The sequence below is a fragment of the Streptomyces sp. NBC_00872 genome, assembly GCF_045161915.1.
Taxonomy (GTDB): Bacteria; Actinomycetota; Actinomycetes; order Streptomycetales; family Streptomycetaceae; genus Streptomyces.
Genome location: NZ_CP108806.1, coordinates 3995065 through 4021020 on the forward strand (window position 1 = coordinate 3995065; position 25956 = coordinate 4021020).

Annotated in this window: 27 protein-coding genes; 8 read left to right on the forward strand and 19 right to left on the reverse strand. The window is 70.1% G+C overall.

The window, feature by feature from the left end; genetic code table 11:
* Positions 1–2: 2 nt before the first annotated feature.
* The 5 genes from ftsH to dacB all read right to left on the reverse strand — a co-directional run bounded on the left by ftsH (position 3) and on the right by dacB (position 6925).
* Complete coding sequence (gene ftsH / locus OG214_RS17085; protein ID WP_363081700.1) at positions 3–2030, reverse strand: ATP-dependent zinc metalloprotease FtsH; 2028 nt, start codon at positions 2028–2030, stop codon at positions 3–5.
* 211 nt (positions 2031–2241) lie between these two features.
* Positions 2242–2781, reverse strand: a complete 540-nt coding sequence (gene hpt, locus OG214_RS17090; protein WP_363081705.1) for a hypoxanthine phosphoribosyltransferase — start codon at positions 2779–2781, stop codon at positions 2242–2244.
* Positions 2782–2870: 89 nt separating this feature from the next.
* Positions 2871–3911 (reverse strand): tRNA lysidine(34) synthetase TilS, encoded by a 1041-nt coding sequence (gene tilS, locus OG214_RS17095; RefSeq protein WP_363081701.1) that lies wholly within the window; start codon positions 3909–3911, stop codon positions 2871–2873.
* A gap of 187 nt (positions 3912–4098) precedes the next feature.
* A complete protein-coding gene (locus OG214_RS17100) occupies positions 4099–5229 on the reverse strand; it encodes a zinc-dependent metalloprotease (protein ID WP_405985196.1) in 1131 nt (376 codons plus the stop codon).
* A 217-nt stretch (positions 5230–5446) separates the two neighbouring features.
* Positions 5447–6925 (reverse strand): D-alanyl-D-alanine carboxypeptidase/D-alanyl-D-alanine-endopeptidase, encoded by a 1479-nt coding sequence (gene dacB, locus OG214_RS17105; RefSeq protein WP_405985197.1) that lies wholly within the window; start codon positions 6923–6925, stop codon positions 5447–5449.
* Between the two features lie 176 nt (positions 6926–7101).
* On the opposite strand from dacB, the gene OG214_RS17110 reads away from it, so the two are divergent.
* Entirely contained in the window at positions 7102–7596 is a 495-nt protein-coding gene (locus OG214_RS17110) for an inorganic diphosphatase (RefSeq protein ID WP_046504875.1), read from the forward strand.
* A 305-nt stretch (positions 7597–7901) separates the two neighbouring features.
* Positions 7902–9632, forward strand: coding sequence for a threonine/serine exporter family protein (locus OG214_RS17115; protein ID WP_405987531.1), 1731 nt, complete (start codon positions 7902–7904; stop codon positions 9630–9632).
* Positions 9633–9724: 92 nt separating this feature from the next.
* On the opposite strand, the gene OG214_RS17120 is transcribed toward OG214_RS17115, so the two are convergent.
* Entirely contained in the window at positions 9725–10450 is a 726-nt protein-coding gene (locus tag OG214_RS17120; RefSeq protein ID WP_363085777.1) for a VTT domain-containing protein, read from the reverse strand.
* Positions 10451–10645: 195 nt separating this feature from the next.
* Here OG214_RS17120 and OG214_RS17125 point away from each other — a divergent pair, with 195 nt between their 5' ends.
* Entirely contained in the window at positions 10646–12082 is a 1437-nt protein-coding gene (locus OG214_RS17125; protein WP_383034380.1) for a glutamate decarboxylase, read from the forward strand.
* 121 nt (positions 12083–12203) lie between these two features.
* Here OG214_RS17125 and OG214_RS17130 read toward each other — a convergent pair whose 3' ends face one another.
* The 5 genes from OG214_RS17130 to OG214_RS17150 form a co-directional block, all read right to left on the reverse strand.
* Positions 12204–13001, reverse strand: coding sequence for an ABC transporter permease (locus OG214_RS17130; protein ID WP_363082475.1), 798 nt, complete (start codon positions 12999–13001; stop codon positions 12204–12206).
* A 29-nt stretch (positions 13002–13030) separates the two neighbouring features.
* Entirely contained in the window at positions 13031–14023 is a 993-nt protein-coding gene (locus tag OG214_RS17135; protein ID WP_405987532.1) for an ATP-binding cassette domain-containing protein, read from the reverse strand.
* Positions 14024–14167: 144 nt separating this feature from the next.
* Positions 14168–14809 (reverse strand): PadR family transcriptional regulator, encoded by a 642-nt coding sequence (locus tag OG214_RS17140; protein WP_363082456.1) that lies wholly within the window; start codon positions 14807–14809, stop codon positions 14168–14170.
* Between the two features lie 78 nt (positions 14810–14887).
* Positions 14888–16354 carry an aldehyde dehydrogenase family protein gene (locus OG214_RS17145; RefSeq protein ID WP_405985198.1) on the reverse strand — a complete coding sequence of 489 codons (1467 nt, stop codon included), beginning with the start codon at positions 16352–16354 and terminating at the stop codon, positions 14888–14890.
* Between the two features lie 54 nt (positions 16355–16408).
* A complete protein-coding gene (locus OG214_RS17150) occupies positions 16409–17290 on the reverse strand; it encodes a helix-turn-helix transcriptional regulator (protein ID WP_363082458.1) in 882 nt (293 codons plus the stop codon).
* Positions 17291–17605: 315 nt separating this feature from the next.
* On the opposite strand from OG214_RS17150, the gene OG214_RS17155 reads away from it, so the two are divergent.
* On the forward strand, positions 17606–18100 hold the full coding sequence (locus OG214_RS17155) for an ATP-binding protein (RefSeq protein ID WP_363082459.1): 495 nt from the start codon (positions 17606–17608) through the stop codon (positions 18098–18100).
* A gap of 390 nt (positions 18101–18490) precedes the next feature.
* Here OG214_RS17155 and OG214_RS17160 read toward each other — a convergent pair whose 3' ends face one another.
* From OG214_RS17160 to rpmG, 5 genes are all read right to left on the reverse strand, one after another.
* Positions 18491–18733, reverse strand: coding sequence for a DUF397 domain-containing protein (locus OG214_RS17160; RefSeq protein WP_363082460.1), 243 nt, complete (start codon positions 18731–18733; stop codon positions 18491–18493).
* A 286-nt stretch (positions 18734–19019) separates the two neighbouring features.
* Positions 19020–19256, reverse strand: a complete 237-nt coding sequence (rpsR, locus tag OG214_RS17165) for a 30S ribosomal protein S18 (protein WP_383034373.1) — start codon at positions 19254–19256, stop codon at positions 19020–19022.
* Positions 19256–20398 (reverse strand): CobW family GTP-binding protein, encoded by a 1143-nt coding sequence (locus OG214_RS17170; protein WP_405987533.1) that lies wholly within the window; start codon positions 20396–20398, stop codon positions 19256–19258. Before OG214_RS17170 ends, rpsR begins: the two co-directional genes overlap by 1 nt.
* 104 nt (positions 20399–20502) lie before the next feature.
* Positions 20503–20760, reverse strand: a complete 258-nt coding sequence (locus OG214_RS17175; RefSeq protein ID WP_363082462.1) for a type B 50S ribosomal protein L31 — start codon at positions 20758–20760, stop codon at positions 20503–20505.
* A 7-nt stretch (positions 20761–20767) separates the two neighbouring features.
* Positions 20768–20932, reverse strand: a complete 165-nt coding sequence (rpmG, locus tag OG214_RS17180; protein ID WP_405985199.1) for a 50S ribosomal protein L33 — start codon at positions 20930–20932, stop codon at positions 20768–20770.
* 52 nt (positions 20933–20984) lie between these two features.
* Between rpmG and rpmB the strand changes: the two genes are divergently transcribed.
* The 3 genes from rpmB to OG214_RS17195 are packed head-to-tail and all read left to right on the forward strand — an operon-like array spanning position 20985 to position 22095.
* Complete coding sequence (rpmB, locus tag OG214_RS17185; RefSeq protein WP_363082478.1) at positions 20985–21221, forward strand: 50S ribosomal protein L28; 237 nt, start codon at positions 20985–20987, stop codon at positions 21219–21221.
* Positions 21221–21526: a 30S ribosomal protein S14 gene (rpsN, locus tag OG214_RS17190; RefSeq protein WP_363082463.1), complete on the forward strand. Its 306-nt coding sequence runs from the start codon at positions 21221–21223 to the stop codon at positions 21524–21526. Before rpmB ends, rpsN begins: the two co-directional genes overlap by 1 nt.
* A gap of 38 nt (positions 21527–21564) precedes the next feature.
* Positions 21565–22095 carry a hypothetical protein gene (locus OG214_RS17195; protein WP_405987534.1) on the forward strand — a complete coding sequence of 177 codons (531 nt, stop codon included), beginning with the start codon at positions 21565–21567 and terminating at the stop codon, positions 22093–22095.
* 112 nt (positions 22096–22207) lie between these two features.
* On the opposite strand, the gene OG214_RS17200 is transcribed toward OG214_RS17195, so the two are convergent.
* A complete protein-coding gene (locus OG214_RS17200) occupies positions 22208–23443 on the reverse strand; it encodes a DUF2786 domain-containing protein (protein WP_405985200.1) in 1236 nt (411 codons plus the stop codon).
* A 145-nt stretch (positions 23444–23588) separates the two neighbouring features.
* Between OG214_RS17200 and OG214_RS17205 the strand changes: the two genes are divergently transcribed.
* Positions 23589–24149: a sugar O-acetyltransferase gene (locus OG214_RS17205; RefSeq protein ID WP_405985201.1), complete on the forward strand. Its 561-nt coding sequence runs from the start codon at positions 23589–23591 to the stop codon at positions 24147–24149.
* A 226-nt stretch (positions 24150–24375) separates the two neighbouring features.
* Here OG214_RS17205 and OG214_RS17210 read toward each other — a convergent pair whose 3' ends face one another.
* Together OG214_RS17210 and OG214_RS17215 are read right to left on the reverse strand one after the other, a co-directional pair.
* Positions 24376–24849 carry an ATP-binding protein gene (locus OG214_RS17210; RefSeq protein WP_405985202.1) on the reverse strand — a complete coding sequence of 158 codons (474 nt, stop codon included), beginning with the start codon at positions 24847–24849 and terminating at the stop codon, positions 24376–24378.
* A gap of 86 nt (positions 24850–24935) precedes the next feature.
* Positions 24936–25850, reverse strand: coding sequence for an NADP-dependent oxidoreductase (locus OG214_RS17215; protein WP_405985203.1), 915 nt, complete (start codon positions 25848–25850; stop codon positions 24936–24938).
* Positions 25851–25956 lie beyond the last annotated feature (106 nt).

A 25956-nucleotide genomic window follows, 5' to 3' on the forward strand; every position in this document is an offset into this window, starting at 1 on the left:
GGTCAGCTCTCGGGGCGCTCCTCGGGGAGGGCCTCGGTGGAGGTGTCGCCATTGGTCCCGGCGGGCATTCCGCCGTTCGCACCGGCCGCGCCATTGGTCAGCGCCAGCTCCTTCGGCGAGAGCACCGGCGGCCGCGTCGAGGGTGTACGACGCGAGGAGCCGGTCCATGCCGGGCGGGCCGGACGCTTGACGACGGTCGCGAAGACCTCGGCGATCTGGTCCTTGTTGAGCGTCTCCTTCTCCAGGAGCGCCAGAACCAGATTGTCGAGAACGTCACGGTTCTCGACGAGGATCTCCCAGGCCTCGTTGTGCGCGGTCTCGATGAGCTTCTTGACCTCCTCGTCGACCAGCGCCGCGACCTCTTCCGAGTAGTCGCGCTGATGCGCCATCTCCCGGCCGAGGAACGGCTCCGTGTTGTCGCCGCCGAACTTGATCGCGCCGAGCCGCTCGGTCATGCCGTACTGCGTGACCATCGCACGGGCCGTGGCGGTGGCCTTCTCGATGTCATTGGCCGCGCCGGTGGTCGGGTCGTGGAAGACCAGTTCCTCGGCCGCGCGCCCGCCCAGCATGTAGGCGAGCTGGTCGAGCATCTCGTTGCGCGTGGTCGAGTACTTGTCCTCGTCGGGCAGGACCATGGTGTAGCCCAGGGCCCGGCCGCGGGACAGGATCGTGATCTTGTGCACCGGGTCGGAGTTGGGAGACGCCGCGGCGACCAGGGCGTGTCCGCCCTCGTGGTACGCGGTGATCTTCTTCTCCTTCTCGGACATGATCCGGGTCCGCTTCTGCGGGCCCGCCACGACGCGGTCGATCGCCTCGTCCAGAGCGTGGTTGTCGACGAGCTTCTTGTCGCTGCGCGCCGTCAGGAGCGCCGCTTCGTTCAGCACGTTCGCCAGATCCGCGCCGGTGAAGCCGGGCGTACGACGGGCGACCGCGCCCAGATCGACGTCCGGTGCGACCGGCTTGCCCTTCTGGTGGACCTTGAGGATCTCCAGCCGGCCCTGCATGTCCGGGCGGTCGACGGCGATCTGCCGGTCGAAACGGCCGGGGCGCAGCAGCGCCGGGTCGAGGATGTCGGGCCGGTTCGTGGCGGCGATCAGGATGACGCCGCCCTTCACGTCGAAGCCGTCCATCTCGACGAGGAGCTGGTTCAGGGTCTGCTCGCGCTCGTCGTGTCCGCCGCCCAGTCCCGCGCCGCGGTGCCGGCCGACGGCGTCGATCTCGTCGACGAAGACGATCGCCGGGGCGTTCGCCTTGGCCTGCTCGAAGAGGTCGCGCACCCGGGAGGCACCGACGCCGACGAACATCTCGACGAAGTCGGAACCGGAGATCGAGTAGAACGGCACACCGGCCTCACCCGCGACCGCGCGGGCGAGCAGTGTCTTGCCCGTACCGGGCGGGCCGTAGAGCAGCACACCCTTCGGGATCTTGGCGCCGACCGCCTGGAACTTCGCCGGCTCCTGGAGGAACTCCTTGATCTCGTGGAGCTCCTCGACCGCCTCGTCGGATCCCGCCACATCGGCGAAGGTCGTCTTGGGGGTGTCCTTGGTGATGAGCTTGGCCTTGGACTTCCCGAACTGCATGACCCGGGAGCCGCCGCCCTGCATCTGATTCATCAGGAACAGGAAGACCACGACGATCAGGACGAAGGGCAGCAGAGACAGCAGCACCGAGACGAACGGGCTCTGCTTCGAGGGCGAGACCGTATAGCCCTTGCTGATGTCGCCGTTCTGGAACTTGGTCTGAAGTGTGCCCGCCAGCGCGGATCCCTGGCTGCCGATATAGCTGGCCTGGATCTTGTCGCTGCCCTTGACCTTCACACCGTTCTTGAGGTCGACCTTGATGATCTGTTCGTCGCCGGTGGTCAGTTTGACCTGCTCGGCCTGGTTCTTGTCGATCGCCTGGACAACCTCACCGGTGTCCACCGTCTTGTAGCCGCCCGACGAGCCGACGACCTGCATCAACACGACCACGGCGAGGACGGCCAGCACGATCCACATGACCGGCCCACGGAAGTATCGCTTCACGTCCATCCATACGGAGCGAAGTCGCCCCGTCCCTCCTGCCCGTAGGTAAATGCTGCTGTGAGAAAAGACTGTTCTTCGGACGGTACCCCAGCATTGTGGCCCGCGATGGCACGGGACGGCTGACAAACCCGTCTTCCCATGCTCCAACGGCGCGACAAGCGCTGGGGTTCCCGGCGGCTACGGAGCCTTTCCGCGCCGGACGGGATCCAGATGTGGTCTAGCCGCCGTAGACGTGCGGTGCGAGTGTGCCGACAAAAGGCATGTTGCGGTACTTCTCCGCATAATCCAGGCCATATCCGACGACAAACTCATTGGGAATGTCGAAGCCGATCCATTTCACATCGATCGCGACCTTCGCGGCGTCCGGTTTGCGGAGCAGGGTGCACACCTCCAGCGAGGCGGGCTCCCGTGAACCGAGGTTGGAGAGCAGCCACGACAGCGTCAGACCCGAGTCGATGATGTCCTCGACGATCAGGACGTGCTTGCCCTTGATGTCGGTGTCCAGGTCCTTGAGGATCCGGACCACACCGGAGGACTGGGTGCCGGCTCCGTACGAGGAGACGGCCATCCAGTCCATCGTCACAGGGGTGGACAGCGCGCGCGCCAGATCCGCCATGACCATGACGGCGCCCTTGAGGACCCCGACGAGAAGCAGATCCTTGCCCGCGTACTCCGCGTCGATCCGCGCGGCCAGTTCGGCCAGCTTCGCGTCGATCTCTTTCTTGGTGATGAGCACCGACTGGAGGTCGTTGCCCATGTCCTTGTCGTCCACCCGTATCACTTTCGTTGTCGGCCGGGGGTCCGGGACTCGCGCCCCGGGAGACACAGCCGTAGTGCTTCCGCGCTTCAGCCCTGCCGGACGACCAGTCTGCCACCCTGCCTCCTGGCCTCCACGCGGCCGGGCAGGTTGATGGCTCCCTGGCCGCGCCAGCCCGTGATCAGGCGGTCGACCTCTTCGATGTGACGGGCGAACAGCGATCCGGCGGGGGCGCCCGCGGCGATGACCGCCCGGCGCAGCACACGGCGGCGGACGGCGGGGGGCAGCGCGTACAACTTGGCGCAATCCAGCAGCCCCGCCTCGTCCCGTACGGCGCGGTCCGCGTCGGCGGCCCAGGCGTCGAGGGCGTCGGCGTCGTCGCGGGAGAGCTGCGCCGTACGCGCAAGGGCCTCGACGACGCCCTTGCCGAGGCATTTCTCCAGCGCGGGCAGGCCTTCGTGGCGCAGCCGTGAACGGGTGTAGGCGGGATCGCTGTTGTGCGGGTCGTCCCAGACCGGGATCGACTGCACCAGACAGGCCTTGCGGGCGGTCTGGCGGTCGAGCTGGAGGAAGGGACGCCGGTAGCGGCCGGCCGTCCCGGAGACGGCCGCCATGCCGGACAGGGACCGGGTGCCCGAGCCGCGGGCGAGGCCCAGCAGCACGGTCTCGGCCTGATCGTCGCGGGTGTGGCCGAGGAGGACGGCGGCGGCGCCATGGCGCTCGGCCGCGGCGTCCAGGGCGGCGTAGCGCGCGTCGCGCGCGGCGGCCTCGGGACCGCCCTCGCGGCCCACGGTGACGGCGACGGACTCGACGGGATCGAGCCGCATGGCGCCGAGACGGGCCACGACCTCGGCGGCGCGCAGATCGGAGCCGGCCTGGAGACCGTGGTCGACGGTGACGGCACCGGCCCGGACGGAGAGCTTGGGGGCTTCGAAGGCGAGGGCGGACGCGAGCGCCATGGAGTCGGCACCGCCGGAGCAGGCGACCAGCACGAGCGGCCGCCCGCCGCTGGTGGGCGTGGCGGCGGAGCGGGGGGTGGTGGGGGGATTTTCCGCGCGATCGGTCAGGACGTCGTGGAGTACGCGGCGGACCGCCAGGCGTATCGCCGCGACCGCAGGATGGGGACCCATATCCGGTGCCCTTCGTGATGTTATTTGGGGGGTGCCTCGGTCGGTGTACGGACGGAGAGCGTCACTCAGAGTGCGTCGATGGTGACAGAACCGAGCCATTACCCGAGCATTGCACGCCTATCCCTCACTCACGGTCCCTCGGATGGGTGATACATGTGGCGTTCTTCTGCCGGGAGCCGGATCGGGCTCAGGAATCCGGCCTGCGGTGCACCCGCGCGATCCAGTCCGCCGGACTGGCGATCTCCGCCTTGGTCGGGAGCGTGTTCGGTGAGGTCCAGACCCGGTTGAAGCCGGTCATGCCGACCTCCTCGACGACGGACCGTACGAACCGTTCGCCGTCCCGGTACTGGCGCAGCTTGGCGTCGAGGCCGAGCAGCTTGCGCAGCGCCTGGTCGAGCCGGCTGGCGCCACGGGCCCTGCGCTGCTGGAACTTCTCCCGGATCTCGGCGACGGAGGCCACGACATCGGGGCCGACGCCGTCCATCACATAGTCGGCGTGGCCTTCGAGCAGGGACATCACGGCGGTCAGCCTGCTGAGGATCTCGCGCTGTCCCGGTGTCTGGACCAGCTCGACGATGCTTCTGCCGTGCTCGTCCTCCTCGCCCTCGGGACGGCCGCCCGCGAGCGACTGGGCGGCCTCGCGCAGCCGCTCCAGCACGGTCATCGGGTCGACCTCGGTCTCGTCCAGGAAGGACTGGATCTCACCCTGGAGATGGTCCCGCAGCCAGGGCACACCGGTGAACTGCGTACGGTGGGTCTCCTCGTGGAGCGCCACCCAGAGCCGGAAGTCGTGCGGATCGACGTCCAGTTCACGCTCGACATGGACGATGTTGGGGGCGACGAGCAGCAGCCGTCCCGCGCTGTGCTCGCCCGCCGGGAGATCACGGGTGGCGGGGGCGAACGTCTCGTACTGGCCGAGCACCCGGGAGGCCATGAACGACAGCAGCATGCCCAGCTCGACACCGGTCACCTTGCCGCCGACCGCGCCGAGCACGGCGCCGCCGGGGGTGCTGGCGCGGCGCTCCAGCATCTTGTCGAACAGGGGCTTGAGCAGCTCGCGGAACCCCGCGACGTTGGCCTTCACCCAGCCGGCCCGGTCCACGACCAGGACCGGGGTGTCCGGTGGTTCGTGGCCGTCGGGGATCATCCGTGTGTACGCGCGGACATGCTCCTCCGAGGCCTTGGCATGCCTGCGCAGTTCGGCGACGATCTCACGCGCCTCGTCCCGGGTCACCTCGGGCCCCGGCCGTACGAGGCGGGTCGCCGTCGCCACCGCGAGATTCCAGTCGACCATCTCGGCACCACCGATGCTCGTCATGCGTCAACCGTACGTGCTCGGCCCGCGGAGCGGTGAGGTGTCCGTGGCCCGGATCTTCCCTCATACCGTCCCCTACGGGATCGCGGAGGCCCCGGAATCAGAGCGGGAGACCTGCCCGGAGACCCTGCCCGGAGACCGGCCGTGACGGAGGCCAGGGAGCCCATTGGGCCGTCGGAGGGGCGTACGGGGCGGGACGAGGGGGCGGGATGGAGGGCTCTCAGCGGACCAGGGCGGCCGAGAGCCTGTCCAGGGCCGTCTGCGCTCCTGCGGGCTCGGGGGTGGAGCCCGCCATGAACGCGAAGGCCAGCAGCCGGCCCCTGGCGTCGACGACCGTGCCCGCCAGGGTGTTCACCCCGGTGAGCGTGCCGGTCTTGGCCCGGACCAGTCCGGCGGCGGGCGCGGCGTCCTGGTACCGGCTTCTGAGGGTGCCGCTGAACCGGGCGACGGGCAGTCCGGTGAGAACGGGACGCAGCTCGGGGTGGGCCGGGTCCGCCGCGCGGGCCAGCAGGGCGGTGAGCAGCGCGGCGCTGGCCCTGTCCTTGCGGTTCAGACCGCTGCCGTCGGCGAAGCGGGCCCCGGTGAGGGGCAGTTCGAGCTTTTCGAGCTGGGCGTGGACGGCCTGTCCGGCGCCCTCGAAGCTCGCGGGGCGGCCCGCGGCGAGCGCGGTCTGACGGGCCAGGGACTCCGCGATGTCGTTGTCGCTCTCGGTCAGCGCGCGTTCGACCAGCGCGGAGAGCGGCTGGGAGTAGGTCCTGGCGACCACCGTGTCCTTGGCGCCCTTGCCGTCCGTGCCGGGCTTGGCGTCCTTGGCGTCCGTGCCGGGCTTGGCGGGCTTGACCGACTTCGCGGGCTTGGCGGGCTTGGCGGACTTGACCGCGGTGGGGGCCGCGGTGGTGCGGACCCCCTCCTCACGCAGGAGCTGGGCGAAGAGATCGGCGGCGTCGCCCGCCGGATCGCCGCTGCGCGGCGCGGGCCCGCCGGCGGACTTGTCGAGCCGCCCCTGCCCGGCCATCAGCGCGTCGACGGGGGCGATGTTGTCGTTGGGGCCGATGGGGTGGGCCCGGGGACCCGAGTAGAGGGACGCGTCGTAGCGCAGCGCGACCTTCGTGACCCCGCGGTCGCGCAGCGCGCGGGTGGTGTCCTCGGCCAGGTCGCGCAGTCCGTCACGGTCGAGGGTGGCGTCCCCGCCGCCGACGAGGGTGAGCGTCCTCGCGTCCGGGGTGGCCGTGACCGTGGTGGCGATGCGATGGGCGGGACCGAGCGCGGAGAGCGCGGCGGTCATGGTCGCGATCTTGATGGTGGAGGCCGGGGTCATCGGGGTGTTCGCGCCCCTCCCGTACAGCGGCTCGCCGGTGGTGGCGTCGACGACCGAGGCCGTACGCGACGGGCCCAGGGCCTCGTCGTCCAGCAGCGGCCCGAGCGTCTTCCCGAGCCCCGCCGACAGATCCGCCGGATCCGCGTCCGGGGCGGTGAGCACGGAGAGCACATCGGGCGCGCTGGGGGCGGGCGAGGGCGTACGGGGAGCGGTCGGGTCGTGATGTGTGCCACCCGTACGGCCCTGGGCGGCTGCCCACTCCCGCTCGGCCTTACGCTGACCGGAGTCCCAGGGGCCGGCCACGGCCACCGCGACCGCCACGAGCGCCAGGCCGGCCACCACGGAACCCGTCGTGAGCTGCCACACTTTCGGCTCAAGCACGGCTGACCAGCCCCTTTCGCGATCACACTGCTGCGTGGGGGACACTTAATCACTGCGTCTTGCCACGAGCATGGCACCCCGGCCCAGAAGCGGTCCTCGGACCGCCGGTCCGGGGGTCCTCCTACGCGAAGACGCGGTACCACCGGAGATATGTGTTGATCATGGAGGAGCCACCCGTGGAGTTCGACGTCACCATCGAGATCCCTAAGGGTTCGCGGAACAAGTACGAGGTGGATCACGAGACCGGTCGGATCCGCCTTGACCGTCGTCTCTTCACCTCGACCAGCTACCCGGCCGACTACGGCTTCGTGGAGAACACCCTCGGTGAGGACGGAGACCCGCTGGACGCGCTGGTCATCCTGGACGAGCCGACCTTCCCCGGCTGCCTCATCAAGTGCCGCGCCATCGGTATGTTCCGGATGACGGACGAGGCCGGCGGGGACGACAAGCTGCTCTGCGTCCCGGCCTCGGACCCGCGCGTGGAGCACCTGCGTGACATCCACCATGTCTCGGAGTTCGACCGCCTGGAGATCCAGCACTTCTTCGAGGTCTACAAGGACCTGGAGCCCGGCAAGTCGGTCGAGGGCGCCGAGTGGGTCGGCCGCGCCGAGGCCGAGGCCGAGATCGAGGCCTCGTACAAGCGGCTTGAGGCGCAGGGCGGCGCGCACTGAGCACGCGCTTCTCCTCCGTGTGACCTGGCCTGACGGCCGGACGGACGACGGGCGGCGTACCTCTCGGGAGGTGCGCCGCCCGTCCGTGTGTGCGGACACAGGTGCGGTGACGTGTGCGGTGACACGTGCGGCGACACGCGTGCGGAGGTGCGGAGGTGAGGTGCGGATGCGCGTGCGGGTGCGGGTGCGGGTGTGGCTCGTCATGTCCGTGCTCATACTGGGCAGACGCGGAGCTACGGATGGATCGGCGGAAGCGGCACACGAGAGCGAGTACGACAGGGAGCCAGTGAGTGACGGCGTCGACAGTGGTGGCCGAGCCGGACGGCCCCGAGGAGCGTAAGCCTCAGCCGGACGAGGCCCGCAGTGCCTTCACCCCGCCGCACGGGACGGAGCGGCCGCCGCCCCCCGAGGACGGCCGTCCGACGTCGGAGTTCGCGCTTCCCGAGGGACTGAGTACGGACCAGCAGACCGGGCCGGGTGGCTCGGCCTTCGGCAGGCCGGGAGGACGGCGGGAGGACGGGTCCGCGAGCAGGCCGGGCCGTACGGCCCGTAAGCCGCACCCCGTCGCCGCGCCGGTCAGCCCCCCTGTCGCCATACCCTCCGGTGTCCCCGCCCCCGTCCCCGCGGTCCCGCCGGCCAAGGGCGCTCCCTGGCAGGACCGGATGCGCACCCTGCTGCGGATGCCGGCCGGGGAACGGCCCGTACCGGAGACCGTGCAGCGGCACGACGACAACGGGCCCGCCGTACCGCGCGTGCTGGATCTGACGCTCCGTATCGGCGAGCTGCTGCTGGCCGGCGGCGAGGGCGCCGAGGATGTCGAGGCCGCGATGTTCGCGGTGAGCCGGGCGTACGGGCTCGACCGCTGCGAGCCCAATGTCACCTTCACCCTGCTGTCGATCTCCCATCAGCCGTCGCTGGTGGAGGATCCCGTGACGGCCAGCCGGACGGTACGGCGGCGGGGCACCGACTACACCCGGCTCTCCGCCGTCTTCACGCTCATCGACGACATCACCAGCGGGGACACGGATGTCACGCTGGAGGAGGCGTACCGGCGGCTGGCGGAGATCCGGCGCAACCGGCATCCGTACCCCGGATGGGTGCTGACAGTGGCCAGCGGGGTGCTGGCCGGCTCCGCGTCCGTGCTGGTCGGCGGCGGGTTCCTGGTGTTCGTGGCGGCGGCGTTGGGCGCGATGCTCGGAGACCGGCTGGCCTGGCTGTGCGCGGGCCGCGGGCTGCCGGAGTTCTACCAGTTCGTGGTGGCCGCGATGCCGCCCGCGGCGATGGGTGTGGCGCTGACGCTGGTGGGCTCGGCCGCGCAGTGGGAGGTGCGGCCCTCCGCCGTGATCACGGGTGGACTCTTCGCGCTGCTGCCCGGACGCGCGCTGGTGGCGGGGGTGCAGGACGGGCTGACGGGCTACTACATCACCGCGTCGGCGCGACTGCTTGAGGTGATGTACTTCTTCATCGCGATCATCATCGGGGTGCTGACCGTGCTGTATCTGGGGGTGCAGCTCGACGCCCAGCTCAACCCGGACGCCGCGCCGCACACCGCGGAGCGTCCCGTGGTGCAGATCCTGGCGGCCGTGGTGCTGAGCTTCACCTTCGCGATCCTGCTCCAGCAGGAACGTTCCACCGTGCTGATGGTGTCCCTCAACGGCGGTATCGCCTGGGTCGTCTACGCGGCGCTGCACGACACGGGCGGGATCTCGCCGGTGGCGGCGACGGCAGTGGCGGCCGGTCTGGTGGGGCTGTTCGGACAGCTCTTCTCGCGCTACCAGTTCGCCTCGGCGCTGCCGTATGTCACGGCGGCGATCGGGCCGCTGCTGCCGGGCTCCGCGACCTACTTCGGACTGCTGGGCATCGCGCAGAACAATCCGGACCGCGGACTGACCTCGCTCTCCAAGGCGGCGGCGCTGGCCCTGGCGATCGCGATCGGGGTGAACCTCGGCGGCGAGATCTCCCGGCTGTTCCTCACGGTGCCGGGAGCGGGCCGGGCGTCGAGCCGCCGCGCGGCCAAGCGGACGCGCGGCTTCTAGCTCGGACACAGACTCGGGTACGGGGTCACATACGGGCCGTACGGCCCAGGCTTACGGCCGCGAGGCCGGCGGCCGGGGCGGCGCCCGTCGGGTCAGCGCTTGGCGTGGCGGCCGCGCTGGCCGCCACCCGGGGCACCGGGGGCCTCCGGGGCGGACATACCGGGACCCTGGTGCTCCTCCGCCGGCGCGGCGGCCTTCTTGGACTTGGAGCGGGCCCGCAGGAACTCGATCACGATCGGCAGCACCGAGATCAGCACGATGCCGATCAGGATCATCTCGATGTGCTGGGTGACGAACTCGATCTTGCCGAGCGCGGCCCCGAGCAGCGTGACCCCCGCGCCCCAGAGCGTGCCGCCGATGACATTGAAGATGATGAACGAGCGGTAGTTCATCCGGCTCACACCGGCGATGATCGGGGTGAACGTCCGCACGACGGGCACGAAGCGCGCCAGCACCAGCGACTTGGGGCCGTACTTCTCGAAGAATTCGTGCGCCTTCTCGACGTTCTCCTGCTTGAAGAGCTTGGAGTCCGGGCGCTTGAAGAGCGCGGGCCCGACCTTCCGGCCGAAGAGATAGCCGACCTGGTCACCGATGATCGCGGCGAACACCACGAGAACGCAGACCAGCCAGAGGGGGTAGTCGAGTGTGCCCGCCGTCACCAGCAGGCCGGTGGTGAAGAGCAGCGAGTCACCCGGCAGGAAGAAACCGATGAGAAGGCCGGACTCGGCGAAGACGATGGCCAGAACACCGATGAGCCCGAAGGTCCCGATCAGATAGTCCGGGTCCAGCCAGCTTGGTCCGAGCGCAAGGGTGGTCACGGTTTCCGGACTCCTGTGTCGATAGTCGGTCGATCGTCAATTCGGCGTGGTCGGCCGCGCACAAGCTATCAACGCCTGTCCGCTCCTCCAGGTTCCACCCGGGTCCCTTGGCCCGCCCCTCGGATGCGCCACGGTTACATTTCGGGCATAAATAAGGAAAACCGGCCGCGCTGATGCCCCCGAGGAGAACCGCCGATGCCACTCCACCGAGGCGCGGACAGACGAGCCGGCGTCCCCGAGGCCGAGCGCGCCGAGCAGCGGAGGCTGTCGCTCAACCCCTTCTACGGGGAAGCCGATCCGATCAGCGGAATGACCTCGGCCCCGCCCGTGCACCGCCTTCCCGACGGACCGATCCCGCCCAATGTCGCGTATCAGCTCGTCCATGACGAGCTGATGCTCGACGGCAACTCCCGGCTCAATCTCGCCACCTTCGTCACCACCTGGATGGAGCCGCAGGCCACGGTGCTGCTGTCGGAGTGCCGGGACAAGAACATGATCGACAAGGACGAGTACCCGCGGACGGCCGAGCTGGAGCGGCGGTGTGTGGTGATGCTCGCCGACCTGTGGAACGCCCCGGACCCCGCGGCGGCCGTCGGCTGCTCGACGACCGGGTCCAGCGAGGCGTGCATGCTCGCCGGAATGGCGTTCAAGCGCCGCTGGACCAAGCGCAACGCGAAGCGCTATCCCGCGAGCGCCCGGCCCAATCTCGTCATGGGCATCAATGTCCAGGTCTGCTGGGAGAAGTTCTGCGACTTCTGGGAGGTGGAGGCGCGGACGGTGCCCATGGAGGGCGACCGCTTCCATATCGATCCGCGGGCCGCCGTCGCTCTCTGCGACGAGAACACCATCGGCGTCGTGGCCGTGCTGGGCTCCACCTTCGACGGCTCGTACGAACCGGTCGCCGAGGTGTGCGCGGCGCTGGACGCCCTTCAGGAACGTACCGGGCTGGACATCCCCGTCCATGTCGACGGGGCGTCGGGGGCGATGGTCGCGCCCTTCCTCGACGAGGACCTGGTCTGGGACTTCCGGCTGCCGCGCGTCGCCTCCATCAACACCTCCGGGCACAAGTACGGGCTCGTCTACCCGGGCGTCGGCTGGGCGCTGTGGCGCTCGCCCGCCGACCTCCCGGAGGAACTCGTCTTCCGGGTGAACTATCTGGGCGGCGACATGCCGACCTTCGCGCTGAACTTCTCCCGTCCGGGCGCCCAGGTGGCCGCGCAGTACTACACGTTCCTCCGGCTGGGCCGTGACGGCTACCGCGCCGTCCAGCAGACGGCCCGGGACATCGCCACGAAGCTGGCGGGACAGATCGAGGGGCTGGGCGCCTTCCGGCTGCTCTCCCGGGGCGACGAACTGCCCGTGTTCGCCTTCACCATCGCCCCCGGGATCGAGAACTTCGACGTCTTCGACGTCTCGGCCCGGCTGCGCCAGCACGGCTGGCTCGTGCCCGCGTACACCTTCCCCGCCAACCGCGAGGATCTCTCCGTCCTGCGGATCGTCTGCCGCAACGGCTTCTCCGCCGATCTCGCCGCGCTGCTCATGGCCGATCTGGAAGCGGTGCTCCCCGAACTGCGCCGCCAGCCGCATCCCCTGGAGCGGGACAAGGCCGCCGCGACGGCCTTCCACCACTGACGTACATACGGTGCCGCCCCGCCCCCGGTTCCGCTCCGGGGGCGGGGCTTTCCCGCGTACCGCCCGCGCACTCGTCCGCGTACCACCCTGCGCGCCGCCCCGCGCGCCGCGCGCGCATCGCTCAGCGGCTGAGCCGGGCGAACCTCCGTACCGCCAGCGGGAAGAACACCGCGAGCAGTGCCACCGGCCAGAGGACCGCCAGCGGTCCGGCGTGCTCCGCCGCCCAGGAGCCGCCCGCCGCGGCCGGGTTGCCGAAGAGATCACGCACCGCGGTGGCCGTCGCCGACATCGGGTTCCACTCCACGACCGCGCCCAGCCAGCCCGGCATGGACTCCGGTGTCGCGAACGCGTTGGAGAGGAAGCCGACCGGCCAGACCAGGATCTGCACCGCCTGCACCATCTCGGGACGGCCCGCCACCATCGCGAGATGGATTCCGGCCCAGAGCATCGCGAACCGGAACAGGAGCAGCAGTCCCATGGCGCCGAGGAAGGACGCGGCTCCGTCGTGCCAGCGCCAGCCGAGGAGGCGGCCGACGCCGGTCATCACGGCCAGGCTGAGCGCCGACTGGAGCATGTCCGCGGCGCTGCGGCCCACCAGCACCGCGGACGGCGCCATGGGCATCGAACGGAACCGGTCCACCACGCCCTTGTTGAGATCCTGGGTGACCGCGAGCATCGTGGACTCGATGCCGAAGGCCATGGTCAGGGCGAGCATGCCGGGAACGAGGAACTCGACGTACTCCCCCTCGATCCCCCGGCCGCCGCCGATCAGATAGCCGAACATCAGAAGCAGCATCACCGGGAAGACCAGCCCGACGACGACCTGGACCGGCTGGCGCGCCCAGCGGGCGAGTTCGCGTCCGGTCATGGTCCAGGAGTCGGCGAGTGCCCAGCGGAGCCTGCCGACCGCCGTGTCCATGGGCGCCGGAGCCGTCGCGTTCACCGTCGTCACGCCGGCACCTCCCGCCGCTCGTGGGGGACGGCGCCGTCCCCTGCCTTCCCGTTCTCCCGCTCCTCCGGCTTGCCCTCGCCCGTGAGGTGGAGGAAGACCTCGTCCAGCGTGGGCCGTCGCAGCGCGATGTCCTCCGCCTCGATCCCCTCCTCATGCAGGGCCCGTACGGTCTCCGTGAGAGCCCCCATCCGGTCGGTCACCGGCGCGCTGAGCAGCCGCCGGTCCCTGTCCGTGCCGACCGCGTCCGTACCCGCCGTACGCGCCAGGGTCCGGGCCCCGTCCGCCAGCCGGTCCGCGTCGCGCAGGACGACATCGATCCGGTCGCCGCCCGTCCTGGCCTTGAGTTCGTCCGCCGTTCCCCCGGCGATGACCCGGCCGCTGTCCACCACCGAGATACGGTCGGCCAGTTGGTCGGCCTCCTCCAGATACTGTGTGGTCAGCAGTACGGTCGTACCGCCGCCGACCAGTGAGCGCACCGCGCTCCACACCTCCGCCCGGCCGCGCGGATCGAGCCCGGTCGTCGGCTCGTCCAGGAACAGCACCTCAGGGTCGGTGATCAGCGACGCCGCCAGATCGAGCCTGCGCCGCATACCGCCGCTGTACTGCTTCACCGGCTTGCGTCCGGTGTCCAGCAGACCGAACCGCTCCAGCAGTTCGTCCGCCCGCGTTCCCGCGCGCCGCGCGCCGAGATGGTGGAGCCGTCCGAACATCGCCAGGTTCTGCCGGCCGCCGAGGTCCTCGTCGAGTGCCGCGTGCTGTCCCAGCAGCCCGATCCTGCGCCGTACCTCCCGGCCGTGCGTCCGTACGTCGAAGCCGGCCACGCGCACCAGCCCCTCGTCGTGCCGCAGCAGTGTGGTCAGGATCCGCACAGCCGTGGTCTTGCCCGCGCCGTTCGGACCGAGCACGCCGTGCACCGTGCCCCGTCCCACCGTCAGATCGAATCCGTCCAGGGCCCGTTTCCCGCCGTACCGCTTCCGGGCGCCCGCCATGACGATCACATCGGCCGCATCCGTCGCGTCAGCCAATTTCCTCGCCTCCCCATCGTCAGTAATCAAATTTGACTACCGGGACACGAAGAGTATGTCCTCACTCCTCGATTGGTCAAACTTGATTAGTCGAGATCCCCGTCACCATCAGTCGAGATCCCCGTCATCGTGAATCCCTGTCGCGTAGGGGTTCTCCTGGCCCTCGGCGAGCACCCCCACAAAGGGCTCGCCCTCACCCGCGAAGGTGTAGGCACCGTCCTCGATGCGCTTGATCAGGCCCCGCGTCCACTCCGCCCCCGTGTCCGCCGAGTGCACCCACAGATTCATGATCTCGCCGATGTGGCCGAGCTGCTCCGGGCCCTCCTCGGGCACATAGTGCTCGGTCACCGCGGAGCGCCATGCCTCGATGCCGGCCACCCGCTCCTTGAGCAGTTCCACGACCTCGGCGCGCGGCAGGTCGACGATGGAGCCGAGCCCCGCCGACAGCACATCCATCCGCTGGTCGTACGAGGTCAGCGACTCCCGCAGCAGCCGGAAGTACTCGGTCCGGCCCGCGTCCGTGATCTCGTACTCGGTACGCGGCGGCCCGCCCGCCGTGCTCGGCGCGACCTCGTGCGCCAGCAGCAGGCCCTGCTTCGCCATCTGCTTGAGCGCGTGATAGATCGAGCCCGGCTTGGCGTTGGACCACTCGTGGGCGCCCCAGTACTCCAGGTCGTTGCGCACCTGATAGCCGTGGGCCCGCCCGTGCTGACGGACCGCGAAGAGTACGAGCAAACGGATCGCTGACATTCCTCCAGATTATGACCCGCCGCTCAGGGGCCGGCCGGGGCCTCGGCCCCGCGCCGCCACCGGAGCGGGAGCGTCACGTCAGAGCGGGAACGTCGTACGGCCGTGCTGCACCGAGATCCACTTCTGCGTCGTGAACGCCTCGACCGTCGAGTCACCGTTCAGCCGGCCGAGCCCCGAGAACTTCTCCCCGCCGAACGCCACCAGCGGCTCGTCCAGCACGGTCGAGTCGTTGACATGAATCATGCCGGTGACGATCCGCTTGGCGAACGCGACACCGCGCTCCAGGTCCGAGGTGTGCACGGCACCGCTCAGTCCGTACGGGGTGTTGTTGGCGAGCCGTACCGCCTCTTCCTCCCCGTCGAACGGAATCAGCAGCACCACGGGACCGTAGATCTCCTGCCGCATCAGCGGCGAGTCCTCGGCCAGCCCCGCCAGCACCGTCGGCTCCACCAGATTGCCGCGCGTACGCCCCCGTACGAGCGCCGTGGCGCCCTCCGCGAGCGCCTGCTCCACCAGCGCCGTCAGGGCGTCCGCCTGGAACGTGTTGATGACCGGGCCGATCTGGGTCTCTGGGTCGCGCGGGTCGCCGGTCCTGAGCGCGGTCACCTTCGCCACGAACTTCTCGGTGAACTCGCGCTCGACGCTTCGGTCCACCAGGATCCGGTTGGCGGCCATACCGACCTGCCCCTGGTAGATGAATCTGCTGGCGACCGCCGCGTCCACCGCGTAGTCGAGTCCCGCCTCGTCGAGATCGTCGAGGACGACCAGCGCGCTGTTGCCGCTCAGTTCGAGGATGGCCCGCTTGAAGTTGCCGCCCGCGACGGCGCCGACATGGCGGCCGACCCGGTCGGAGCCCGCGAAGGAGATCACCTTGGGGACGGGGTGCTCGATCAGCGCGTCGCCGACCTCCGCAATGTCCGTCACCAGGACATTGAGCAGTCCGGCGGGCAGCTCCGCGTCCTCGAAGAGCTTGGCTATGAGTCCGCCGCCGACCACGGGCGCGTTCTGGTTGGGCTTGATCACCACGGCGTTGCCGAGCGCCAGGGCCGGCGCCACGGACTTGATCGTCACCAGGAACGGGTAGTTGAAGGGGCTGATCACTCCGATGACACCCACCGGCAGCCGGTAGACGCGGTTCTCCCGGCCGTCGACCGGGGAGGGCAGGATCCGGCCCTCGGGGCGCAGCGCGAGTTGGATGGCCTCGCGGAGGAACTCCTGGGCGGTACGCACCTCGTACTCCGCCTTGACGCGTGTCCCGCCCAGTTCGTCGATGATCGCCTCGACGATGTCGTCCCTGCGCTCCTCGACCAGTCTGAGCACACGCTCGAAGACCAGCCTGCGGGTGTACGGATTCGTCTCGGCCCAGTCACGCTGCGCGCGTTCGGCGGCGCGGTACGCCTCGTCGACCTCCGCGACCGTCGCGATCGTGATGGCGGCGAGCTTCTCCCCGTTGTACGGATTGAAGTCGATGATGTCCCACGAGCCGCTGCCGGTCCGCCACTCGCCGTCGATGTACTGGTGGGCCAGATCGGTGAAGTAGGACATGCGATCCCTTACTGCAGGTGCAAACTCCAGATGTGAGGTCATCGTACTGATGTCTCAGATCAGTTGGAGCAGTCCGCGGAGGACATCTCGGCTCTCCTCCGGTCCCGGGCTGTCCACCTGTAGCCGAGCCATCACCCGTTCGTACTGAGCGACCTCCTCGCGCTTGTCCAGATACAGCGCGCTGGTGAGCTGCTCCAGGAAGACGACGTCGGACAGATCCGACTCGGGGAAGCTCAGCATGGTGAAGGCACCGCTCTCGCCCGCGTGCCCGCCGAAGCTGAACGGCATCACCTGGAGCGTGATGTTGGGCTGCTCCGAGATCTCGATGAGGTGCTTCAACTGGCCCTGCATCACGGAGCGGTCGCCGTACGGGCGGCGCAGCGCGGCCTCGTCGAGAATGGCGTGGAAGCGCGGTGCCCGCTCGGAGACGAGGACCTTCTGCCGCTCCAGCCGGAGCGCGACACGGCGGTCGACCTCACTGCGCGGCGCCTCCGGCTGGCCGCGGGTGACCACGGCGTGCGCGTACGCCTCGGTCTGGAGCAGACCGTGGACGAACTGCACCTCATAGATGCGGATCAGTGAGGCGGCGCCTTCCAGCCCGATATAGGTCTGGAACCAGCCGGGCAGCACATCACCGAAGCTGTGCCACCACCCCGCGACATTCGCCTCCCGGGCGAGGCCGAGAAGGGCGGCACGCTCGCCCTCGTCGGCGACCCCGTAGAGGGTCAGCAGGTCCTCGATGTCTCTGGCCTTGAAGCTCACCCGTCCCAACTCCATACGGCTGATCTTGGACTCGGAAGCGCGGATCGAGTAGCCGGCGGCTTCACGTGTGATGCCGCGCGTCTCGCGCAGCCGCCTCAGCTGTGAGCCAAGCAGGATGCGCCGCACCACGGAACCGCCCGATTCGGCTGCGGTCACGTCTCCAACCCTCCCCATCGCATGTGGTTCTCCCCGGAGCACCCCCGAACTCCAAGTGCCGGATTCTGCCATCAAAACGCTTCAGCCCGTACTCATTCGATTACGGAAATAAGAAGGCTTTGCGTAGAGAGCAAAATTGGTCACAGGAAGAAACATGCCAGAAACGGTACGGGATCGGTCAAGTCCGGCACGTGCACGTGCATCTGCCCTTGCATCTGCCCTACGCATTGGGAACCATGGGCCTCGCGCACCTGCGTACTCGTTCGTGTTTGACGTGATGTGACGCTGGACCACCGCAGTATCGCTACGGCCGCGAATCCCGGGAGTGCCCGCATGGGGATGAATGGATCGACCATGCTCGAGCCGTTAAGGCAGGGACTTCCTCCGATCGATCCCGCGGGGGCCGCCGGTTCGGCGTCGTGCGCTCTGCCCGCCCGCTACGAAGCGGTGCGCGGGGCGCGGCAGTTCACCCGCGCCACCCTGAACCAGTGGGAGCTGGACGACCGTTTCGACGATGTCGCGGTGGTCGTCTCCGAACTCGTCACCAACGCGCTGCGCCACGCCCTGCCCGCGGACACCCCGCGGGAGCAGCACGATCCGCCCGTACGGCTGCATCTGATGCGGTGGACGTCACGGCTCGTGTGCGCGGTACGTGACCCCAGCCACGCGGGGCCGACGGCGCGGAAGACGGAGGAGGACGGCGCGGCGGAGTCGGGGCGCGGACTGTTCCTGGTGGAGTCGTTCAGCGACACCTGGGGATGGCACCCGCTGGCGGGGTCGCTGCACGGCAAGGTGGTCTGGGCGCTGTTCCAGCTGCGCCGGGACTGACCCCGCCGGGTCCGGAATCGCCCGGTCCGGACCCGCCCGGTCGGGGACGGCCCGTCGCGCGGCCCGGTCCGGACCCGCGACCCCCGCGCCGGCTCGTGTTCCCGCGCCGGCGCGCGGTCAGGGACGGTCTCGCGTCGGCGCGCGGTCGCGCGCGCTGTCCCATGACTCCGTACAGACCGGACCACCGGCACCCGGTCGGACCAACCAGGACCAGACCAACCGTGACCGGACCAACCGGACCACCTCGCCGGGATCACCCCGTGGGGCCCGGTGGCTGAAACACGCCGTTGCCGTAACGGCGCACAGGCACGCCCGAGGGACCCGACTGCCGGGCGTGGTACGCGCAGGATCGTTCCTGCGCGTACGGGACGCCCGGCTCGGCCGTCCGCCTCAGGCGTCCGCCGTCAGGTGATCGAATTCCCCGTCCTTGACCCCCAGCAGCAGGGCCTCGATTTCCGCGGGCGTGTATACGAGTGCGGGACCGTCTGGGAAGCGCGAGTTACGCACCGCCACCTCCCCGCCCGGCAGCTTGGCGAACTCCACACAGGACCCCTGGGAGTTGCTGTGCATGCTCTTCTGCCAGACGACTCCGTGAAGCTTTGTGGCCGTTATGCCGTTGTACACGTGGTGCACAGATCGCTCCCCGAGTTGCAAGGTGCAGGTGTCAACTGTCTCGGATCATAGCTGTGTTTCATGTGCTGATGCATGAGCAAATGCACGTGCACGCGGGGTGGTCCTTTGATTACAGACACCGCACCGAGACGGCCGTCCGGAGCGAATCCCCCCGTGCTCTTGGGAAGAGACGCGTTTCACGGTCATTCGGATCCCAATTCCCCGCTCCAGTCTCCACGTATGGGACCGGTACGACATGGCGGGGCCCCTCCTGACCTGCTCAGGAGGGGCCCCGGTGGGATCGGCGTCACACCGGGCGGTACGGCAGCAACCCCATTTCCCGGGCGTTCTTGACCGCGCGCGCCAGCGCCCGCTGCTGCTGAGCGCTCACGCGTGTCACCCGGCGACTGCGAATCTTGCCGCGGTCCGAGATGAATTTCCGCAACAGATCTGTGTCCTTGTAGTCGATATAGGTGATACCCGCGCGGTCCAGTGGATTGGGCCGGGAGGCGGGCGGTTTGCGATCCCCACGACGGGTGGACATCAGACCTCCAGCAAGGAGTCGAACGCGGGCGGTAGTCGCTTCCAGGCGGCATGGCCCGCCGCGTACTCGGTATCGGTGAGCAGACAGGATTCGAGAAGCCGCTCGATCCCCTCCCGGTCGAGACCGGGCGAGGTGAACACCAGGTGCTGGCAGCGGTCCCCGTGCGCGGGATGCCAGTCCAGGGAGGCGGCGGCCCGGCGCGACGGCGGGACCGTCTCCCAGGCGGCGTCCGGCAGCGCGGCCAGCCAGGGACCCGCGCTCTCCACACAGAGCGCCCCGCCCGCCGCGTCCCAGGCCAGCAGGGTGTCGGGACGGTCGGCGAGCCAGAAGCGGCCACGGCTGCGGGCCGCGGCACAGGTCAGCTCCTCCAGCGCCTGGTAGAGCCGCTCCGGGTGGAAGGGCCTCGCGCGGTGCCAGACGTACGTACCGACACCGCACTCGTCCGCGTCCTGCGGCAGCAGCGCGCACGCCGGATGCTGACGGGCGGCGGCGGCCTCGATGTCGAACCCCGCGAGCGCGGCGGCGGCCAGTTCCCCGAGGGACGCTCCCTCGCCGTCGATCCGTACCCGTCGCGCGGTGGGGTGCAGCTGGGCCAGCAGCGCGCGGTCCTCGTCGTCAGCGAGCGGACTGTCGGCCAGGGCCAGCACCGGCGCGTACTCCAGCTGCCGGGCCCAGGTGTCCGCGACGGTCCGCTGGTCGGAGGCGGCCGCCGCGAGTCCGGCGTCGGCGAGATCGTCACCGTTGCCGAGATACGGCAGCAGCAGCGCCGGGTCGACCGCGGTCAGCACGGAGCTGACCACAAGACGCTCTCCGTGCGCCGCCACGACCTCGGCCATCGCCCGGGGCTCGACCGAGTCCCACAGCTCCACGACGGCGAGCCGGGTCAGCCCGCCGTCCGCGAGCCGTTCCAGCTCCGGTACGAGATCCTCCCGCAGCGCGCAGCAGGCACAGTCGTTGACCAGCGGCGCCTCTCCCGTGGAGAGCGTTCCCGTGGCGTCGCGGACCGTCCGTACGACGGTGCCCCGCGTGGCCGTCGACAGATCGTGGTGGAGAGCCACGCTGCCGGGCACGGCGGTCAGGAGCCGGCGCACGGTCGCCCTGCGGGCGTCGGTGTGCAGCCCGCAGACGATCACGACGGGCAGCCGGCCGTCGAACGGGTCGCCGGACCGGCCGCCGAGCCGGTCGCCGAGCCGGTCGCCATCGGGGAGTCCGTCGCCGCCGGGGAGTCCGTTGTCGACGCCTTCCACTAACGGGCCCCGGATCGGCGGCCGTAGCGGCGTTCGAAGCGCTCCACGCGGCCGGCGGTGTCGAGGACGCGCGCGGTGCCCGTGTAGAAGGGATGGCTCGCCGAGGAGATCTCCACATCGATGACGGGATAGGTGACGCCGTCCTCCCAGACCACCGTCTTCGCGCCGGTCGCGGTGGAGCGGGTCAGAAAGGCGAAGTCGGCCGCCTTGTCACGGAAGACGACGGGTCGGTAGGCGGGGTGGATTCCGGGCTTCATCTCGCGGTCAGCGCTCCTCACGGAAGTCGACGTGCCGACGGGCGACCGGGTCGTACTTACGGAGGGTCATGCGGTCGGGGTCGTTACGGCGGTTCTTGCGGGTCACATAGGTGAACCCGGTTCCCACCGTGGACCGGAGCTTGATGATCGGTCGTAGTTCGTTGCGTGCCATGGGGCTAGTATATGGAAATGGTTTCCATTTCCAAAGAGAAAGGAGTGTGACCTTGTCCGCCCACTGTGTGCTGACCGGGGCCGAGCCCGGATTCGGCCGTCGGATCTCCCACTCGCACCGGCGCACCTCACGCCGCTTCGACCCCAACATCCAGCGCAAGCGCTACTGGCTGCCGAGCGAGGGCCGGTATGTACGGCTCACGCTCAGCGCGAAGGCGATCAAGACCGTCGACACCATCGGTATCGAGGCCGCCGTGGCCCGTATCCGTGCCCGGGGGGTGAAGGTCTGATGGCCAAGAGAAGCAAGATCGTCCGCAATGAGCGGCGGAAGGTGATCGTCGAGCGGTATGCCGTACGGCGCGCCGAACTCAAGGAGATCCTGCGGCACCCCGGCACCTCCGAGGAGCAACGGATCGAGGCCTGGCGGGAGTTGCGACGTCAGCCGCGCGACGCGAGTGCCACCCGGGTGCGGAACCGGGACAGTGTGGACGGCCGGCCGCGCGGACATCTGCGGAAGTTCGGGCTGTCGAGGGTCCGGCTGCGCGCCCAGGCGCACGCCGGATATCTGCCGGGAGTGCGCAAGTCGTCCTGGTAGCTTGGCGCGGTCCGGTAACCGACAAGGGGGACTTGAACGTGCAGAAGCTCGTACGCGCCGGCGTCGCCACGGCCGGCCTCGTCACCTCACTCGCACTCACGCTCACCGGCTGCGGCGGTGACAGCGGCAGCGACTCGGCCAAGGACAAGGGCGGCGCCGACGCGCCGAGCGCGACGGCCGACGGCTCGGTCTCCGCTTCGGATCCGGCTACGGATTCGAGTACGGACGCGGGCGCGGGCGGGGACGGTGCGAGCGCCGTCGACGGCACCTGGGCCGGACTGACCGACGGCAAGGCCGTCGCGCTGTCCGTGAAGGCCGGCAAGGTCGCGCTCGTCGCCGACAGCCATGTCTGCCAGGGCTCGGTGGAGGACATGGGCGAGCCGATGCTCTCCCTCACCTGCGCCGACGGGAACACCGACCGCACGATGGGGACGATCGAGTCCAACGACGGCAAGACGCTGGTGGTCTCCTGGGACAAGGGCAAGAAGGACACGCTGGCGAAGACCGACGGCGGAGCACTGCCCGAGGGACTCCCCGAGGATCTGCCGACGAACCTGCCGACGTCCTAGCCCCGGCCGGTAACGCGGCTCGGCCGGTCCTCCCAGGAGGACCGGCCTTCGGGGCGGTGCCCTTGGTGACGATCCGCGGAGGTACGGCTGTGCGCGTGTGCGCGTGTGCGCGCTATCGGCCGGGGCGGATACGGGCGCGGGGGTCCTTGCCGTCCTTGTCTGCCGCGTCGCCCGCGCCGGCCGGTACGTGCGCCGCGTCCGCCGCCGAGGTGCCGTGATGCCAGCCCTCGGCGTCCGTCGCTCCCCGGACGCGGGTCGCCACCGTTTCCGGGAACATCCGGTCCGTACGGTCGGCCACCGCCACATCGCGCGCCGCGAGCACCGGCAGCAGCCCGCCGCCTTCCGTGTCCGCCGCCGCCTCTTGCGTCGTCCGCGCCGTGGCCTCGGCCAGGCGTTCGCCGATGCGGTGGGCGTACGCCATCAGGAACGACTGCCGGAACGTCTTCGTCCGTTTGCGCCCCGCCGCCCGCTGGGCGGCCTCCGCGCGGGTCATCGCCGCCGTCCCCTGCACCAGCAGGGAGGTGTGGAGCAGTTCGACGGCCTCCAGGTCGGGTTCGAAGCCGACGACCGTGGAGAAGCCGTACGCGCTGTTCCACACGGCGCGGCAGCGGTTCGCCGACGCGACGGCGTCGAGCAGGATCGCCTTCGCCGTCTCGTACGGGGCGTCCACCCCTATCCGGCAGGCGCCCGGCACATCGCCCCGGTGGGTCCGGTCGGCGAGCACCGCCTCGTCGATGCTGTGCCGCGCCATCAGCTCCTGCGCCTTGGCGGTGAGCGCCTCCGCCTCCTGCGGATAGCCGGTCGCCTCGGCCTTGGCCAGCAGCGCCCGGATCCGGGTGAGCATGCGCGGCTCGCCGTCCGGGGACGGCAGATGTACGGGCGTACCGGGCACGGGCCCCACCGGCTCGATCGCGGGCAGCCGGACGAGCAGCAGATACAGCTCCAGCACGGCGGTGGCGTACGAGAAGCGGTCGGCCCGGTAGGGCCGCGAACCCAGTTCCTCATCTATCTCCGTGAGCTGCGCGGCCCAGCGCGGCGCCTGCCGCTCGTACCGCCGCGCCTCCGCCGCCATCAGCTCGGCGAGCAGCCGCAGATGCGCGTCGTCGAGGTCGCGCCGTACGAGCCGTACGACATCGGCGGGCTGCCAGCCGCGCTCCCAGGCCAGCCGTACGAACCCCACGCCGCGCAGCCGCAGTTCGGCGTCGGCCCCCGGGTCGGCGGCGAGGAGCGAGGCACCGGAGTCGAGGCCCTCGCCCCGCTCGCCGCCGCGCGTGGAGAGCACGGCGCGCAGGGCCCGTTCGACGGTCCCGGCACCCGCGTCCGCGTCCGCGGCATCCGTGTCACTCATGGTTCCGATGATCCCAGGTGCGGACGGCGGACCGGGGCCGGTGCCGGATCGGGGCGGCCAGCGTTGTCCACAGGCTGTGGACAACGTACTCCCCGGGCGGGACACCGGGCTACCGTGGCTGTCTCCGGCACGGGAAAGGACACCCATGGGCGAGAACAAGCGGCGCATGCTGGCCGGCGAGTGGTACGTCCCGGACGACGAGGAGCTCGGCGCGGACACCGAGCGCCGGTTCGCGCTCTGCGCGGCGTACAACGCGGACGGCGGCGCCCCGCCGGACGAGCGCGCCAAGATACTGGCGGAGCTGCTCGGTTCGGTGGGCGAGGATGTGCGGATCCGGCCCCCGTTCCAGTGCGACTACGGCGAGTACATCAGTATCGGCGCCCGTACGTTCGTCAACTTCAACGCCGTCTTCCTGGACGCGGCACCGATCACCATCGGCTCCGACGTGCAGATCGGTCCGAATGTGCAGCTGCTCACCCCTGCACATGAACTCGACACGGAGCGCCGCCGCGCGGGGTGGGAGCGGGCCGCTCCGGTGACGATCGGCGACAACGTCTGGCTGGGCGGCGGGGTGATCGTCTGTCCGGGGGTGACGATAGGCGAGAACACGGTGGTGGGCGCGGGATCGGTGGTGACGAAGGACCTTCCGGCGGGGGTGCTGGCGGTGGGCAACCCGGCGCGGGTGGTCCGCACGCTGGAGAACTGAGGGCGGCGGTCCGGGGGGCCGTGGCGGGACGGGGTCGGGAGCGGGCCGGGGGCGAGGGCGGGCCGGGCCCGGGAGGTGCCGGAGAGCCTCGTCCGCCGACAACCGACAACCGGCAGGCGGAAGCGGTACCGGCTCGACAGGTGAAGCCGCTACCGGCTACCGGCTACCGGCTACCGGCTACCGGCTACCGGCTACCGGCTACCGGCTACCGGCTACCGGCTACCGGCTACCGGCAAGTGAACTCGCACCACACCACCTTTCCCCGTACCGGGCCCGCGTGGTCGCCCCAGTCCGCCGCCAGGGCCGTGACCAGTAGCAGGCCCCGGCCCTCCTCCGGGTCCGAGAGGTCGACGCCGGTGGGCCACGGCCCCGCCGGCCATCTCGGGGGCGTGCGGGACGGGTCGGCGACCTCCACCCGCAGCCGGTTCTCCGTGCGCAGGAGGGTGAGGGAGACCGGGCCGCGGGTGCAGCCGCAGAGACAGACGCCGTGGCGTACCGCGTTGGTGACGAGTTCACTGACCACCAGTTCGACGGTGGCGGTCAGTTCGGCGTCCACGCGGCGCAAGGCGAGCACCTCGCGGGTGTGACGGCGCGCCCTGGGAGCCGCCTCCGGCTTGTGGGGAAGCGGGATTCGGGTCAGGGGCAGCCAGGACCGGCCGGGGTCGAAGACGCCGTGCACAAGTCCACTGTCAGTGGGCATCGTTACTCTCGGAAATCAAAGGGTTACTGAGAGCAATCTACGCCGCATGAGAGGAGCCCGTTGTGCCACGTCGCCTGTCCCTGGCCTCAGGGCGTGATCACCAGCTTCCCGCTCGCATGGCCTTTCTCGCTCGTCTCCTGGGCCTTCACCGCGTCCGCGAGCGGAAAGGTCCTGGCGACCCGGAGCCGCAGACCGCCCTCCGCCGCCAGACGGACGTTCTCGGCCAGGGCGGCGCGCTTGCTGCCGGGCGCGGCGACACCGGCGGAGAAGATCACGCCGTGGTCGGCCGCTCCCGGGTCCGCGATGGTGATGATCCGGTCCGTCGTACCGCCGCGCAGCGCGATCGAATCGGGCAGCGCGCCCCGGCCCGCCACGTCGAAGACCGCGTCCACACCCTGGGGCGCGACCGCGCGGACACGCTCGACCAGGCCCTCGCCGTAGGTGACCGGAAGGGCGCCCAGCGAGCGGATGTAGTCGTGGTTGGCGGGAGACGCCGTACCGATCACGGTCGCGCCGCGGGCCACCGCGAGCTGTACGGCCACGGAGCCGACCCCGCCCGCCGCGCCGTGCACCAGCAGGGTCTCGCCCCGGCGCACCGCGAGCTGGTCGAGCACCCTGCGGGCCGTCTCGCCCGCGACGGGGATCGCCGCGGCCTCCTCCCACCCCAGGGAGGGCGGCTTGGGCACGACGGTCTCGGCAAGGGCGTACTGGGCGTAGGCGCCGGTGGCGGTCCACCCCACCACCTCGTCGCCGACGGCCACTTCGGTGACGCCCTCCCCCGTCTCGTCCACGACTCCGGCGAACTCGGAACCGGAGATGGCGGGCAGCCGGGTGGAGAAGAGCTGTTCCATCCATCCGTGGCGGATCTTGTAGTCCATCGGGTTGACGCCGGCCGCCCGGACCGCCACCCGGACCTCGCCGGGTCCGGCGTGCGGTTCGTCGACGTTCCGGATGTGCAGGACGTCCGGGCCGCCGAACTTCTCGAACACAGCCGCTTCCATATCCGCATCCCTTCCGTGTCCGTGCGGGCCGTGGTCATGGTGGTCATGGCCACATGTCCGATCCTCCCGTCGTCGGGCCGGGCCCGCCTTCCGAGCCGGTGCCGGG